This is a genomic window from Bifidobacterium aerophilum (assembly GCF_010667685.1).
Taxonomy (GTDB): domain Bacteria; phylum Actinomycetota; class Actinomycetes; order Actinomycetales; family Bifidobacteriaceae; genus Bifidobacterium; species Bifidobacterium aerophilum.
This window is the reverse complement of sequence record NZ_WHZW01000027.1, coordinates 1-16,037: the sequence shown is the minus strand read 5'-3', so window position 1 is coordinate 16,037 and position 16,037 is coordinate 1. Positions and strand designations below refer to the sequence as shown.

Here is a 16,037-nt window from a genome sequence, read left to right as displayed (position 1 = left end):
TCTCCCGCGAGCGGTTGGCCGCCCGACGGAAGAACCGTCGATCGTCGGTTGCGCCGATGGACAGATCAGTCGATCAGCGAGTGCACGGAGATGATGTGGTCACGCTGCGGACCGGTGCCGATCGCGGAGATGCGGCAGTTCGACAGCTCCTCGAGACGCTTGACGTACGCCTGGCAGGTCGCCGGCAGATCCTCGAACGAGTGCACGGCAGAGATGTCCTCGCTCCAGCCCGGCATCGTCTCGTAGATCGGCTTGGCGGCGGCGAACGCGGCCTGGTCGGTCGGCATGTCGTCGTACCGCTCGCCGTCCACATCGTACGCGACGCAGATCGGGATCTCCTTAAGGCCGGTGAGCACGTCCAGCTTGGTCAGGACGATGTCGGTCAGGCCGTTGACCTGGCTCGCGTAACGGTTGACGACCGCGTCGAACCAGCCGCAACGACGCGGACGGCCGGTCGTCACGCCGTACTCGTGGCCCTGCGCACGCAGCCAGTCGCCGGATTCGTCGAACAGTTCGGTCGGGAACGGCCCCTCGCCGACGCGCGTCACGTACGCCTTGGAGACGCCGATCACGCGGCTGATCTTGGTCGGGCCGACGCCGGTGCCGGTGCACGCGCCGCCCGCGGTCGGGTTGGAGGACGTGACGAACGGATACGTGCCGTGGTCCACGTCAAGCATGGTGGCCTGCGCGCCCTCGAACAGGACGGTCTTGCCCTCGTCGAGCGCCTTGTTGAGGATCAGGCCGGTGTTCGCGACGTACGGCTTGAGACGCTCGCCGAGCGCAAGCAGTTCGTCGGTGGTCTGGTCCACGTCGATGGCGCGGCGGTTGTACAGCTTGACCAGGATCTGGTTCTTCTGGTGCAGGCTGGCCTCGACCTTGTCGTGCAGGTGGTCGGCGTTGAACAGGTCGTGCACGCGAATGCCGACGCGGTTGATCTTGTCGGCGTAGGCCGGGCCGATGCCGCGGCCGGTGGTGCCGATCTTGTGCTTGCCGAGGAAGCGTTCGGTGACCTTGTCGAGCACGCGATGGTACGGCGCGATGACGTGCGCCGCCTCGGAGACGAGCAGGCGCGAGCAGTCGACGCCGCGCGACTGCAGACCGTCGATCTCCTCGAAGAGGACTTCGGGATCGACGACGACGCCGTTGCCGATCACCGGGGTCACGTTCGGGCTGATGATGCCGGACGGCAGCAGGTGCAGCGCGTACGACTCGTTGCCGACGACCACGCTGTGACCGGCGTTGTTGCCGCCGTTGAAACGCGCGACGTAATCGACCTTCGTTCCGATCAGATCAGTCGCCTTGCCCTTGCCTTCGTCGCCCCACTGAGCGCCGATCAACACGATTCCAGCCATACATACCTCCGCCACAATGCCGTTTTCCGCCGTCGAACAGGTTACCTTACGGCCTCTACGTGGCAGGTGCATCGTCTCAGGATGAAACGAGCCACTAGTTCATTCGCCTCATGCGCTTCTCCAATGCCCAGATCAGCATCTGAGCGAAAGGTTGACGCTTGCCGGAACTATCGCCGTTCTTCAGTGTCTGAAGGCGTTCTTCGCATTCTTTTCGGAAATTGTTGTCTTTTGCATGTACGGAAAACCACTCATAGAGTTCCGATAAAGTGGAGGCCCTCTCCGCGACTAACCAGTGGTAGTTGAGATTGAGTTTTTTGGTCAGATCCGAAGCAATGGCACTGTCACTCGAGTCGATTAGCGCATTAGTCTTGCCGTAGCGGATGGAAGCAATATGCACAGGATTTCTGGGGTCGACCGTCAGCCTTTGATTACCGCGCGGTTTATCGCATGTTTCCTGCGCCTTCTCTGTGCGGCCGGCATGGGTGTATTCCTCTTCCGGCTCTTCTTCGGATTGCTCGTCTTCGATATATTTGCCGTCGCACGTAGCAAAGAGATTGTTATAGTCCAAGGAGAACTCATCGAGATCCGCCTGCGAATACTCGGGATAGGGCAATGCTTTGCCTGTATCGCCGTGCTGATGACGTGGGATGTAATGTTCCGTATGGGCCATCCGGGAAACCCCGGGCTCCGGTTTCAGCGATATGCGACGCATGCAATACACACATAGCCATCCCTGATCGGCACATAGGTGCTCACGGATGGTTGAAGGCGTATCCCCCAATAAGGAGTCATAGCAGACTGTCGTCCCGGGCGTATCCTTCAGCTCTCTCTTCGCGTTGACTATGACATAACTCGGTACGTCCGCTTTGCTCTTATCCACGTACAGCATCAGTCATTCACCTCTCCGGCATAGAAGAAGTATGCGGATTGCGCTGCACTCAAGTCAGGGTTACCCGAGCCGATCGTGTTTTCCAATTTTGCAAGGGTCTTCTTCGCCCCTGCGTAATCATCCTGGTCCAGCTGACGTCCGAACAGATCATAGAGCTTCTGGATGGCCGTGGGCCGGTCACCGGAACCCATGACATGCTGCAGGACCACACCAGCGCTGCTGCCGTATGTTTCATCGTCGGGCTCCTTGGCGAAATACAGCCCTTCGACGCCCGGCGCCGGCGATTGTTTTTCAGAAACCTTGCCCAGCACGCGCAGGTTCTTCGCCTTCACCGAGGAGATCACCATCGGGGCATGCGTGGCGACGATGAACTGCACGCAGGGGAACAGCTCACGGAGAATGCCGAGTATCTTCTCCTGCCACACCGGATGCAGATGCAGGTCCACCTCGTCGACAAGCACGATGCCGGAGGTCTTCTTCACCACGTCGTAGCCCATGAACGGGTTCAACGCGGCGATACGCCATGCAATGTCGGCCACCAAGCCGACGGCCACGCGATAACCGTCGCTCAGATCCCCGAACCTCTGATTTTCGAAGTACACACCATCGCTGTCGGCGTAGCTCACCACCAGACCATCGGTGTAGTCGTAGTCGATTTTCACGCATGCATTGCCGGTGAACCGTTCGAGACATTCGGCGACGGTGTCACGCACCGCATGGAACGTCGGCACGTCGAGTCCACGACGGTCACGATCGTATTGCTTGCGCCACCATGCATCCAGCTGCTTGAAGTTCAGATGAGGATTGAGACACTCGTTATACCCCTCGTAGCGGTTTTTGAACTTCTTCGAATGCGTTTTCCACTGGGATTTCTCGCGTAGGCCCAATCGGTCGGTGCCGTAATAAGCCAAGACCGGCAGCATCGTATAGGGATCGTTCTGGGTCTGCCACTGATAGTCGGCGGACAGTTTGCTGAGCTCGCGCGCCTTGGCTGATGTGGTGCGCCCTTCGGCGCTGTTCAGCGTTCGCTTCCATTCGCATTCGGGCGCGGACGGCTCGCCATTCTCCTGATACGTTTTCCAGGACGTGGGCGGGGCGATAGTCGCCTTGGCGCCGATGACCACGGGGTAATGAGGCTGGATATCCGATTCGCCACTTTCCGCCACACGCGAACGATAGGCATCATAAGACGTGATATTTGGACCGTTGACATCCGGGAACTTGGCCAGGAACGGACCCAATGCCACCGCGATCGCGTCGAGCACCGAGGTCTTGCCGGCACCGTTGGCGCCGACCAGCACGGTCATGGATTCGTCGAAATCGACGCTCAGGCCGGGAACGCCCGGCTCATCTGAGTCCTGCCCCACATCGTCAGAAGACGGCTTGCCGCCGAATTTTCGGTAATTCGTCACGGACAGACGCTCCAACCGCATCATATTGCCCATCGCAGTCTCCTTCGTCAGAGCACTCATCTGTCAATTATCGTAGTGGACGGCCCGGCGAATCGGCAGAAGCGAACGATCTTATTTGCCGGCCTCGGCGGGAGAGTCCGCGCCTTGCGCGGATGCGGGCGTTGCGGGGGTAGGAGTTGCCGGCGCGAGCGCAGACGTTTCTGGCTCGGACTCGCCTTTGTTGTTTTGCGCCTCAAGGATTCGAACGAGATTGGCGAAAGGGACCGCACGGGCCGACTCGTTGCGGGATTCGCAGATTTTGGCCATTTCGGTTGCGTACTTGAGTAGTTCGTCTTTCACGTTCGCAAGGGCCGTTCCGCCGTTCACCCATTCGTCCTGATACAGCACGCACAGGTTGTTGAGCGTCATCGCGAGATTGGCGCCATACAGCTTGCGATCCTGCGTGTCGTATAACTGATAGGCCGATGTCAGGCATTCGGCCGCTTGCGCCACGTCATGCAATGCTCCCGGTTGCTGGTACAGGTTGCCGAGATTGTTGAGTACCATCGCCAGGCGCGGCTCATACCGGCCGGTGAACGATTTCAACAGATCCTCATAATCCTGCCGCGACTGTTTAAAATGCTGCTCCGCCTGTTCCGGCTGCCCGATCCTCATGCACAGAATGCCAAGATTGTTGAGCGTCATCGCCTCGCGTGGAAGGTAGACGCCCCGCCGCGATCCATCCTTCAGCAATTCCTTGTATTCGCGCAACGCATCCTCGTATTCGCGCAACGCATCCTTCGGAAGGCGCATCTGCATGTACAGGTTGCCGAGGTTGTTCTCGGTATCGGCCACGCGCGGGCGGTACACCTGCTGACCGAGCTGACCACGCGACACCGTGAGTTCTCCACGCATGCGCTTTGCCTCGTCAAGGTGGAACCGGGCCTGCGTGAAATTCTTCATCTTGCCGTAATTCACGCCGAGATTGTTGTGCAGCATGGCAATGTCGGCGGCGTCCAACGGGCCGTTCGGCATCCGATGTTCACGGATGTCAAGCGCCTCAACCAGCGCCTCCTCGGCCTTGCCGAGCGTCTTGCCGCTGTCGCCATACAGGTTGCCGAGATTGTTGAGCACCATCGCCGTGTCAGCCAGATACATGTGATCGCCGATCCCGGCGAACCGGTCTGCCAGACCGTCGTACAGCGTTTTCGCGGCGCGCAGATCGTTCTCGGCCTCATCACTGAGCTTGCGCCGGCGCTTGAGATTGCCGTAGTTGTTAAGCGTCATCGCCAGATACGACACATACGGAGAACCAAAGACCAGCAGTTCATCACAGGAGACGACAGGACCGGTCGTCAGATCGCCATCCGATCGTTCGACGACGATCCGCACATCCGGGTGGACGCTGGCCAGACGGCGATAGATGCGCAGCGCGGCGTCGATCTCCAGCTGCGCCTTGCGCTGGTTGCTGGTGCGCCGGCGCAGGTTGCCGAGATTGTTGAGCACCATCGCCAGATGCGGGTCCGCGCAATCCGCGAGCAGACGCCGCATATCGCTTTCTGCCGTATTGAAACGCGCATCAAGATCGTCCTTGTTCTTGTCATTGAATCCTGCAAGTATCCGGGCGACAGCATCGTTGAGCATCGTCAACGAACGCTTGAGCTCCGTCTCGGCGTCGCCGATCTGCTCGGTCTTGATATGCAGCGTGCCGAGATTGTTGAGTATGGCCGCTTGGATACGGTAGATGCCATGCTCGTCCAAGCCGACGGCCTTGGCGTCTTCGTCGGCATCGGGCCACCACGGCACGTTCTGCGGATACTGCGCTTGGGCCACATGCCATGCATGGCCCAACCACGCATCGGCATCGTCGAAGCGGTTAAGCGCGGCGCACATAGACCCAAGATTGCTGCACACCGTCATTGCCACCGGTCCGACATGGGTATCCGAGTCCTTGCGCAAATTTCCGTGCAATGCGACTGCCGGAGCCTGCTGGCACAGTCCCAATGCCGTCAGAAACTCCTGCTCGGCCCGCGAGAACAGTCGCATCCGCCGATGCAGCACGCCCAGATTGTTCAGCGTGACCGCATCCTGCGGATACCGCCACGTTCCGTCAGCCGGCAATGAGCCGCGCAGTTCCCGTTCGCGGTCACGATATCCGGTATCGTCGCCGAATTCGGTCTCCCCGTCCCCCAGCGTCACGTACAGCATGCCGTTGGAGCAGGTGCCCGCGTCCGATTCGGTCAGGTTGTGCGAGAAGGTCTTGTCAAGCGTCGCCTCCTCGTTCTTGTACAAATCGTTGGACAGGATGATGAACGAGGTAACGTACCGCTGCTGCGATGCCAATCCTTTGCCGGATGGATCGGCCAGGCAAATCGGAGACAGCACCTTGGACAGCAGCGACTGCTGGACGCCCGGCGCGAGTTGCGGGTACACGGATCGCAGATTGTGGTAGTACCGATTCCGCTCGCAGTACACCTCCATATTGCCGCGCTCATTATCGGACGGACTCAAGCTGGATATCAATGCGTTATAGATCGTAAGCTCATCTGCCAAGTCCCACGGATCGTCGGGGCCGCCCTTCACGGAACGGTCAAGCCGATCGCACACGTACTTCATGAACGCGCGATTGGACGCGATACGCCCCGCCCATTCACGAGGCGCATAGCAGGAGACGATGCCGCGCGCGTCGACGTCGTCGATCGGCAGACTCGACAGTCGACTGTCCCCCGTCGAGTTCATCAGCACCCAGCCGGCACCGGTCAGCTTGCCTTCCCAGTCGGCCATGTACAGCAGATAGTTGATGCTCAGGTACCGTTTTTCCTCGGTGAAGCAGTTGCTGATCAGCGGCGGCACGGCGGCACGGAACGCGGTATAGGCGCTTTGCACACGACTGCGGTAATCGGCGTCGGGAGCATCGGTGTCGGCTTCGTCGGACAGGTCCTCGCAGTGGGAGATCAGCTCTCCGAGCCTGACCTTGTTGCGGATGATCTGGTTGAACAAATACGGATAACCCACGCGGATCGCACTGGCCATCAGGCACTCGTCAGGATTGAACCAGCGCTTGCGGTCGTCTTCCTTGTGCATGGCGAAGATGCGCCGGCGGGTGATCTCGTACAGGTTCCGGATATCGGTCAGGATGCGGTAATCGGGAAACTCGCGCGCGATCATGCCGACCAGCGCGGGATCAAATTCGTCTTGAGGGAAGACGGCGGAGCCATTTGCCGGGGCCGTGCCGACGATGTCAGCCTCAGCGACGGGCGATGTTTCATGTGAAACATCGCCGCGTTTGCCACTATCCCACGCGGCCTTCGCCGCCGAGCACGCCATGCGGATTCTGTCACACATCGACCTAACGGACATCGCCATCACCGACCTTCCCGCCGTTCGCAACGGTGGCGTTCATATCATCGGAGCCGTTCGCGGCAACGGCACCATTTGCACCATCAACATCACCGTCAACGGCACCGCTTCCGTCGTCACGCAGCATGTCGCGGAACACCGCGCCCGCGTTGCCGGCGGTGACGAACGGCCGCACGTACACGTTCACATCGAAGAACTTCGCCTTGCGTTCGGCCACGTCGAACGGCGTCAGCCCGCTCCCATCCTCCGGCCATTCGCCTTGCTTCTCGTCGTACCGGTTGGGGTCCATCGCGGCGTCTCCCATCACGTAGATGAACGTGACCGTCTGGCCGTGCGTGCGCGTGGACGCGTTGATCAGCGTGTTCAGTTCGCGCAGTTCGTAATAGATCCGCCAGTCCGACGCGCGGTCGAGGTCCTCGAACACGACGTACCGCGTCCGCTCCTTCTCGAGCAGGTACACGATCTCGTCAACGTATTTGTCGAAGATGTCGATCGTATGGCGTTCGTCGACCGACAGCGAGACGCTGTCGGAAATCGTCGCCTGTATCGAGAACGTCTGCAGTCTGTCGAGGAACATCGCCACGATGCCGCAGCCGGACACCGTCAGCACCGCCCAGATCAGCGCCCAGCCCTTAAGCTCTTTCGCAAAATCAGCGGGCTTGAAGCCGCTCGACCACAGGCCGACGACCAACGTCAGCACCACCAACGCCAGCGTGACCAAGGCCATCGGACGCAGGTATTCGCTCGGACGATGCCGCGAGCGCAGCCTACGGAAATGCGACCCGTTCACGTCGGACGGACGCACGCCGTAGATGAGCTGCTTGATGATCTCCTTCTGGATCTCCTCGGTCTGACCGCCCTCGGACCGGTCGTCGTCACTTGGCTTGCGCACGGTCTCCTCACGATGGACGGTTTCGTATGTCCGCCCGTCGATCTCGTGCGTTTCCGTGCTTTCATGGCTTTCGACGCCGTCCGACCGGCCTTTGTCACGACGCTCGCCTTCCGGACACAGCAGCAGCGAGGTCACGCCGATGCAGCCCGGGGTGGCGTTGTCGGCGAGCTCGCGATCGACCCGGCGATCCCATGCGGCCTTCTCGAAGAACCTCACGATACTGCCGGTGATCGCGGCGACGTGACGACGCAAACCGTGCTGTTTGGCAGGCGCCGGATACTCCCGATCGAACCGTCGCTCCTCTTCACGCCGATAGTTGTCGCGCACCAGCTGCTCGAATCCTTGGATGATGCTACTTTTGCCGGTGCCGTAGCTGCCCATCAGCGAAACGTTGCGCGGCTGAGGACCGCCGTCGGTCGGATTGCAGGCGTCGTACAGCGCCTGCGCGTACATGCCGTGATGCGCGGGATCGTACTGCGGCGTGAGCTGGCTGAGATGCAGTCGCGCAGTCACCCGATGCTCGGCGGGGATTCCCGTACCGGCATGCGGGTTCGAGGCAGACGCGGCTCCGGGAGCGTGTTCGTCTACGGTTTCGCCCCTGCTTGCGGCATCGCCCTGCACTCCCCCGGTTTCGTCATCGTGCTGTTCGACTTGCCGCCCGACGTCTGCAGTCCGTTCCATCCCCGTCCCTTCCACAAACCTCGCCGTTTGCGGCTCAGTATAGCAACGCAGCGTGTCGCCGAGGCAACTGCCGGCAGGATGCGATCGGCCGTCTTAGAATGGGGACACGACACGATATATCGGACCTGCGCAACACGTACGAGAGATCGGTGAGGATCATGGACGATTCCCTCAGACCACCATCATTTCAGCCCGCCGGCGATGTGGAAGAACTGTCGTTCGGAGGTTCGGTGCGACCCGGCAGAACGCCGCGGTCCTCATTCGATGATTTCGATGCCGGCAACGGCGACAATCCGAACAATCCGAAACGGTCCCACCTGTGGGTGCGCGTGGTCGTCGGTCTGGTCACGGCCGCGCTGCTGGCTTCGGGCGGCGGCTGGACATGGTGGATGTGGGATACCCGCTGGCGTCCGATCGACGTGACGGTCGACAGCGGCACCGGCGCGGAAACCGTGCGCACGCATGTCGGCGTGACGGTCGACGTGCTGCTCGAACGCAACGGATCGTTCGGCCGCATGCCGGGCCGCCTGCTGGCGATCGACGGTTCGGAACTCAAGGCGGACGGCGGAGGCTCGGTCAAAGTAACGGTCGACGGTACCGACGTGCCGCATGGACTGTGGTCGGATACGGTCGTGCCGGAGCATGCGGCCGTGACGGTCGCGAACGGGGACGACGTGACCGAGGAGCACACCGTGCGGCATGACACGGTCGCGTTCGGCACGGACGACGTCGACCTGACCGGCGTGATCCAGCGGTTCAGGCAGGCCGGCAGGAACGGCGAGCGCGAGGTGTGGGTCGGCAAGGAGTCCGGCATCGAAGTGGACAAGGGACTGACCGAGCAGCCGGTCGAGATGATCGTCGAATCGGTGACGCCCCGGCCGGCCGGGCGCAAGGTGATCGCGCTGACGTTCGACGACGGGCCGAGCCAGTACAGTGCGCCCGTACTGGACGTGCTCAAGGAGAAGAAGGTCAAGGCCACGTTCTTCGATCTCGGCGAGCAGTCGCTCGCCTGGCCGGATGCTGAGAAGCGGATGGTCGCCGAGGGTCATCAGGTGGCGAGCCACAGCAACACGCATCCGAACATGCCCGATCTGGATGCGGATGCGTTGCGTGCGGAGATCACGGACGGATTCGCCAACCTCAAGGCCGCGTCCGGCGTGGAGACGACGGCGTTCCGGTCGCCGTACGGTGCGTTCGGAGTGAAACAGTGGGAGGCCGCCGGCGATCTCATTGGGATGAACGTGTTGTGGGACATCGATACGCGCGACTGGTCGATGCCCGGCGCGAACGCGATTCATGACGCGGTGATGAAGGACGCGCACAACGGCGCGATCGTGCTCATGCACGACGGCGGAGGCGATCGTTCGCAGACCGTGGAGGCGCTGCCGCGGATCATCGACGACCTACGCAAGCAGGGATACGAGTTCGTGACCATCGACCAGCTCATCAAGCTCAGCGGAAAGTGAATGTGCTTGCGGCGCGTCCGAGACGTGTCCGCAGTGTGTCCGCGGCGTGTCCATCGCGATGCCATCTGCGTGACATCCATACCGCCAGAAACGAAGAGAACCGTTGGAATTCCAACGGTTCTCAGCGGAGCGAATGACGGGAGTCGAACCCGCCTCTACAGCTTGGGAAGCTGTCGTTCTACCGATGAACTACATTCGCGATGCCCCGCTTGCGCGATGCACGAGTGACCAGTGTAGCAGAGGGCATTCCCGTGCCGTTCCCAAAAAGGCATCGCGCGACCGTCTTCGCATGCGAATATCATGTGTGGCGCCGCTGAAGCGCGGAACCGTAATACGGCTACCCCCTTGTAGCTCAGCGGTAGAGCACTCCTTTTTCTTAAGGAGAAGACGCGGGTTCGATTCCCGCCAAGGGCTTGGACGGGGGCGAAGACGCCTTCTTCCGTCACGCGGCCTGCATGGCCGCCGAAATACAAACTTGAGTCTATATGACTCAAGTTTTTCACTGTGGGTAAAACCCGGGAACATCCTCCGCCGAACGCCTATTGTGTGAGGTGAAAGGACAAGGCAGGAGCTCCGAGAGGGTTTCCGGGAACGGTCACGATAGCCGTTCGGGTTCCGAGGATGCCGCCGCAAGACGGGGTCCGCAAGGCGCCCGGCCGGCGAGCCAAGCCGTTCCACTCCATGCATGTTTTGTAAGGAGTACCGATTATGGCAATGTTTCCGACTTTGATGAATGACACGATGTTCTCCGATCTGTTCGACGATCCGTTCTTTCAGGGTTGGCGTTCCGATGACAACGGCTCGTCGGCCGTCATGCCCGCGAACATGATGAGCACCGACGTGCGCGAGAAGGACAACTGCTACGACGTCGACATCGACATGCCGGGCTTCGACAAGAACGACATCTCGCTTGAGCTCAACAACGGTTACCTGACCGTCTCCGCCCACAAGGACGAGGACTCGGGCGACAAGGACAAGGACGGCAAGTGGTTGCGTCGCGAACGCTACATGGGTAGCTGCTCTCGTAGCTTCTACGTCGGCGACGACGTGAAGGAATCCGACATCCACGCGCAGTACAAGAACGGCACGCTGTGCATCGAGGTCCCGAAGGTTCAGGCTCAGCCGCAGGTCGAGGCCAAGCACCAGATCGCGATTGAGGACTGACGCGTTAAGAAAACACTGAGCGTTTTCCCTCTCGCCGCCTGACGGATATTGTCCGAGCCGATATCCGCGGAGTCCGCCAGACGACGGGAAACACAGCCAGACCTTGACGAAGGCCCGGACGGTCATCATCAACCGTCCGGGCTTTCGCGTTTTTCCGCCGCAGCAGCGCCTCCCCGCGCAGCGATCCCGCCCGCGCTTTCGTAGTACGCTTGGGACTTATGGAACTCACTGTTTTGAATCATCCGCTGGTCGAGCACAAGCTCACCGTGCTGCGCGACAAGAACACCTCCTCCGCCACCTTCCGCGAGCTTGTCTCCGAACTCGTCATGCTGGAAGCGTACGAAGCCACCCGCAACCTCGACGTGGTCGACAAGCCGATCGAAACGCCGGTCGCCCCGATGATCGGCAAGCACATCGCCGAACCGCGCCCGATCATCGTGCCCGTGCTGCGCGCCGGCCTCGGCATGCTCGACGGCATGACCAAGATGATCCCGTCCGCCGAAGTCGGCTTCCTCGGCATGAAGCGTGACGAGGAGCATCCGACCCAGCAGATCACCTACGCGAACCGTCTTCCCGACGATCTGACCGGCCGTCAGTGCTTCCTCATCGATCCGATGCTCGCCACCGGCGGCACGCTCGTCGCCGCCACGCACTACCTCGCCGAACGCGGCGCCAAGGACGTCACCGCGGTCTGCATCATCGCCGCCCCCGAAGGCATCCAGTTCGTGCAGGAGCACATCGACCCGTCCATCGACTTCAAGGTCGTCGTGTGCGCCGTCGACGAGAAGCTCAACGAGAAGTGCTACATCGTGCCGGGGCTCGGCGACGCCGGTGACCGCCTCTATGGCGTGGTCGACTGACGGCAATTTCTCCGACTTGCCCCGCTGGGAGTGCTCTCGGCGGGGCACATTCATATGCAACCCGGGATTTGTCCCGCTGGGACGATCCTGCGGTTCCGCCCCGCTAAGCGGGGCAATTCCCCGAAGGCGTCATCGTTCCGCCCCGCCAGACCCATTCCCTGCGGGGCAAAACCCATATGTTCTCAGAGAATCGCCCCGCTAGGGGCATCCTTAGCGGGGCAACTTCCTGACGGCATCTTCGTTCCGCCCCGCAGGGAGCTGCTCAAGTGAAGCAAAACCCATATGCCATCGGGAAGCTGCCCCGCCAAGCCCTTCTCGCGTAGCGGAATACGCATGATGTCATGGAATTGCCCCGCTGAGAGTGGTCCCAGCGGGGCAATTCCCGAAGGCGTCATCGCAACGCCTCGCAAACGGACCGGCCAAACAGCCAGTTCCTGTCAGCTCACTGCTTGACGGAGTTGTTGTAGTCGTCGAGCGTGGTCTGCATGGACTTGACCTGATCGCTCAGCGCGGTCTTCGGATCGGCGCCCTCGAACACCTTCTCCACGGCGGTCTCCACGGCCTTGCGGGCCTGCGGCATCACGCCGGCCGAGCAACCCTGCGTCGCCGAGGTCAGCTTCGTATCGGCGAGCTGCTTGACGGCCACGTCGAACTGCGGGTACTGCTGACGCCACTGCTTGTCGGTCGCCGTCTCCAACGCCTTCTTCGAAGTCGGGAAGTAGCCGGTGCCGGTGTGCCACGTCGCCTGGTTCTCAGGCTCGGACAGGAACTTGACGAACTTCCACGCGGCCTGCTGCTCCTCGTCGGAGTGCTTCACATTCGAGATCCACAGCGAGGCGCCGCCGATGATAGGACCGGAGTCATTGGTCTTGATCTTCGGGTAGTTGCCGACGCCGACCTCGAAGCCCTTCTGCTTGGCGGCTTCCATGATGCCGGCCAGATCGGCCGTGGACTCGACCGTGATGGCGACGGAACCGGTCTCGAACGCGTTGACCGCGGCGTCGGTATCCGTACCGGTGTTGCCGGAAATGCCGGAGTCGATCATGCCCTTCCACCACTTCATGAACGTCACCGCGCCGTCGTTGTCGAACGTGAACTTGGTCGCACGGTCGGCGCCGCGACCGTTGTCGGGCGAGCAGTACAGGTCGCCGTTCGCGGCGATCTCCTGCTCCAGGTACCAGCCGTAGACGGCCGCGTTGAAGCCGTACTGCGCGGGGCCGCCGTTCTTCTGCGAGAGCTTCTCGGCGTCGGCCTTGACCTCGTCAAGCGTGGCCGGGGCCTTGTCCGGGTCGAGTCCGGCCTTCTTGAACAGGGTCTTGTTGTAGTACAGCACCGGCATGGAGGTGTTGAACGGCATCGAGTACAGCTTCTTGTTCACGGTGTAGTAGCCGGCCACGTTGGGCTGCAGGTCGGACGTGTCGTAGTTGTCCTTGTCGATGAAGTCCTGCATCGGCGTGATCGTGCCGGAATCCATCATGAATCGCGAGCCGATGTCGTAGATCTGCATCAGCGTCGGCGTGGACTGCGACTGCACGGCGGACTTGTACTTGGTGATCGCGTCGTCGTACTGGCCCTGGTACGTGCCCTTGACGACGATCTTGCCCTTGTTCTCGTCGTTGAACTTGCTGATGAGCTTGTCGAGCACCTGTCCGTTGGTGCCGGACATCGAATGCCAGAAGTTCACGACGACCGCGCCGCTGGAGTCCTTCTGCGTGGCGACGTTCGCGTTGGCGTTGCCGCAGCCGGCGACCGCCAGCAGCGATCCGGCGGCCACGGCGGCGGCCACCAGCGTACGCATTGTCTTGTTCATGATTGCCTCTCTTGTTTGTTGGAAAATCTTGCGATTACGTGGATCCGGCCCGGATTACCCGGCGGCTCACTTGGTCGAGCCGGCGGTCAGGCCGCGCACGATCTGACGCTGGCCGAGGATGACGATGAGCAGCGTCGGGATGACGGCGAGTACCGCGCCGGCCATGACCAGTCCGGGGTTGAAGTTGTCCGGCGACTGCAGCTGCGTGATGCCGATCTGGATGGTCTGCATCTCCGGCGTTTCGGTGACGAGCAACGGCCAGAAGAAGCCGTTCCAGTGGGTCAGGAACGTGTAGATGGCGAGCGACGCGATGGCCGGGCGGCTCAGCGGGAGCACGATCGACCACAGCAGGCGAAGGTTGGACGCGCCGTCGATGCGCGCGGCCTCGACCAGCTCCATCGGGAACTGCTTCATGAACGAGTACATCATGAAGATGCCGAAACCGCTGGCCAGGTACGGCAGGATCAGCGCGAGGAACGTGTTGCGCAGGCCGAGCGACGAGATCGTCAGGTAGTTCGGAATGATCACGGACTCGCCGGGGATCATCATCGTGCCGATGAACAGCGTGAACCACACGCTCGCGCCGCGCACCTTGAGCACTACCAGCGCGTACGCGACGAGCGTGGACGTGAGGACCTGCGCGACGGTGATGATCAGCGTCGAGCCGAACGAGTTGAGGTACTGGCGGAACAGCGGGATGATCTGCGCGGCCGTGGTCAGGTTGCCCCAGGTGATGCCGTGCTTGGGCCAGATGGCCGGCGGATAGGCGGCAATGTCCTGCTGCTGCATGAGCGTGCCGGCGAACGAGTAGTACACCGGGAAGATGACGATGACGCCGAGCAGCACGAGCACGAGCAGGCCGAAGATCTTCGATGCGACGTACTTGGCGTGCGAGAAGTTCGCGGAGACTCCGCTGGCTTCGGCCTGTTCGGCCCGCGCTTCCTTCGCGTTCCTCCCGGCCTGCCCGATGGCCTTGACGGCCTTCGGCTTGACCGGGATCTGGGTGGTTGTCGCGACGCTCATTGGTTATCGACCTTCTTTCCCACGGTGGTGAACTGGATGAGCGTGATGATCGCGACCACCACGATCAGCACGATCGCCTCCGCGGATGCGTAACCGAAATTGGAACTGTTGTTGGCGAAGCCGTGCATGTAGATGTCGTACACGAGCGTCGTGGTGGACGAATCGGGGCCGCCCTTGGTCAGCACGTGGATCTGGCCGAAGCTTTCCAGCGACTGGATGGTGTCGGTGATGATGAGGAAGAACACCTGCGACATGATCATCGGGATCATGATGAACCACTGCAGGCGGAATCCGGACGCGCCGTCCAGACGCGCCGCCTCGACGATCTCGTCCGGCACGGACCCGAGTCCGGCGAGCAGGACGAGCACGTTGTACCCGATGTTCATCCACACGGTCGTCATGGCGATGGCCGGCAACGCGAACTGGGAGCTGGTGAGCCAGCCGACCGGCTGGCCGCCGAACTTCTGCACGATGGCGTTGAACAGGCCGGTGGCCGGGTTGAAGAACGCGGAGAAGATGATGGACGCGGCCGACACCGAGTAGGCGAACGGCAGCGCGAACACCGTACGGAACACGCGGTTGACGGTGGATTCCTTGTTGAGCATGAGCGCGATGACCAGCGACAGCACGATGGTGGGCACCACGGTGTACACGGCGAACAGCAGCGTGTTGAGCATGATCTTGCCGAATTCGGGATCGGTGAACACGCGTTCGAAGTTGCGCAGTCCGACGAACTGACTTTGCCGGCCGAGGATATCGGTGCCGGAGGCGGACAGGACGAACGTGCGGATCAGCGGGTAGACGACGAAGCATGCGAACACCAGCACCGCGGGAAGCAGGTACAGCAGCGACGTCCAGGAATGGATGTCGAACGGCTTCTTCCCGGCCGACCGCGTTCCATCCGGCGCGGTACCGGGATGTGCGACGACAGCAGACATAATTGAGACCTTTCGAATGATCGCCTTCCTGCGTCCGAGTCTTAAGGCTCAGCGATTCCCGCCAACAGACGGGCCGTGGGCGAAGGATGACGATTCGAGTGGACGCCTTGAAGCGGCTTCCGCCTACCGTCTTAACTAGGGTGTGTTTACTCTAAGGGTCGTTTGAGGTGGATGGCGATGAGCGCGAGGTGAACATCGGAGAGGTAGGTCT

The 16,037-nt window shown here is 61.4% G+C and carries 11 protein-coding genes and 2 tRNA genes; 4 read left to right on the top strand and 9 right to left on the bottom strand.

Annotated elements, in window-relative coordinates:
* Window positions 1-65: 65 nt before the first annotated feature.
* The 5 genes from GFD25_RS10830 to GFD25_RS10810 all read right to left on the bottom strand — a co-directional run bounded on the left by GFD25_RS10830 (window position 66) and on the right by GFD25_RS10810 (window position 8,565).
* On the bottom strand, window positions 66-1,352 hold the full coding sequence (locus tag GFD25_RS10830; RefSeq protein ID WP_163232743.1) for an adenylosuccinate synthase: 1,287 nt from the start codon (window positions 1,350-1,352) through the stop codon (window positions 66-68).
* A 94-nt stretch (window positions 1,353-1,446) separates the two neighbouring features.
* Window positions 1,447-2,241 (bottom strand): HNH endonuclease family protein, encoded by a 795-nt coding sequence (locus GFD25_RS10825; protein WP_163232741.1) that lies wholly within the window; start codon window positions 2,239-2,241, stop codon window positions 1,447-1,449.
* A complete protein-coding gene (locus GFD25_RS10820; protein WP_163232739.1) occupies window positions 2,241-3,686 on the bottom strand; it encodes an AAA family ATPase in 1,446 nt (481 codons plus the stop codon). The genes GFD25_RS10825 and GFD25_RS10820 overlap by 1 nt, the downstream gene beginning before the upstream one ends.
* A 78-nt stretch (window positions 3,687-3,764) precedes the next feature.
* A complete protein-coding gene (locus GFD25_RS10815) occupies window positions 3,765-6,977 on the bottom strand; it encodes a tetratricopeptide repeat protein (protein WP_163232737.1) in 3,213 nt (1,070 codons plus the stop codon).
* A gap of 4 nt (window positions 6,978-6,981) precedes the next feature.
* Entirely contained in the window at window positions 6,982-8,565 is a 1,584-nt protein-coding gene (locus GFD25_RS10810) for a YobI family P-loop NTPase (protein WP_163232735.1), read from the bottom strand.
* 230 nt (window positions 8,566-8,795) lie between these two features.
* Here GFD25_RS10810 and GFD25_RS10805 point away from each other — a divergent pair, with 230 nt between their 5' ends.
* Window positions 8,796-10,031, top strand: coding sequence for a polysaccharide deacetylase family protein (locus tag GFD25_RS10805; protein ID WP_338024658.1), 1,236 nt, complete (start codon window positions 8,796-8,798; stop codon window positions 10,029-10,031).
* 128 nt (window positions 10,032-10,159) lie between these two features.
* On the opposite strand, the gene GFD25_RS10800 is transcribed toward GFD25_RS10805, so the two are convergent.
* Window positions 10,160-10,230, bottom strand: a tRNA-Gly gene (locus GFD25_RS10800).
* A 143-nt stretch (window positions 10,231-10,373) separates the two neighbouring features.
* Between GFD25_RS10800 and GFD25_RS10795 the strand changes: the two genes are divergently transcribed.
* The 3 genes from GFD25_RS10795 (at window position 10,374) to upp (ending at window position 12,055) form a co-directional block, all read left to right on the top strand.
* Window positions 10,374-10,445: transfer RNA gene (locus GFD25_RS10795), tRNA-OTHER, on the top strand.
* A 294-nt stretch (window positions 10,446-10,739) separates the two neighbouring features.
* A complete protein-coding gene (locus GFD25_RS10790; RefSeq protein WP_163232731.1) occupies window positions 10,740-11,195 on the top strand; it encodes an Hsp20/alpha crystallin family protein in 456 nt (151 codons plus the stop codon).
* A gap of 218 nt (window positions 11,196-11,413) precedes the next feature.
* Window positions 11,414-12,055, top strand: a complete 642-nt coding sequence (upp, locus tag GFD25_RS10785) for a uracil phosphoribosyltransferase (protein ID WP_163232729.1) — start codon at window positions 11,414-11,416, stop codon at window positions 12,053-12,055.
* A gap of 442 nt (window positions 12,056-12,497) precedes the next feature.
* Here the strand turns inward: upp and GFD25_RS10780 are convergent, their stop codons facing one another.
* The 3 genes from GFD25_RS10780 to GFD25_RS10770 all read right to left on the bottom strand — a co-directional run bounded on the left by GFD25_RS10780 (window position 12,498) and on the right by GFD25_RS10770 (window position 15,826).
* Window positions 12,498-13,865: an ABC transporter substrate-binding protein gene (locus GFD25_RS10780; protein ID WP_163232727.1), complete on the bottom strand. Its 1,368-nt coding sequence runs from the start codon at window positions 13,863-13,865 to the stop codon at window positions 12,498-12,500.
* A gap of 66 nt (window positions 13,866-13,931) precedes the next feature.
* Window positions 13,932-14,888, bottom strand: coding sequence for a carbohydrate ABC transporter permease (locus tag GFD25_RS10775; protein WP_163232725.1), 957 nt, complete (start codon window positions 14,886-14,888; stop codon window positions 13,932-13,934).
* Entirely contained in the window at window positions 14,885-15,826 is a 942-nt protein-coding gene (locus GFD25_RS10770) for a carbohydrate ABC transporter permease (RefSeq protein ID WP_163232723.1), read from the bottom strand. Before GFD25_RS10770 ends, GFD25_RS10775 begins: the two co-directional genes overlap by 4 nt.
* Between the last annotated feature and the right edge of the window lie 211 nt (window positions 15,827-16,037).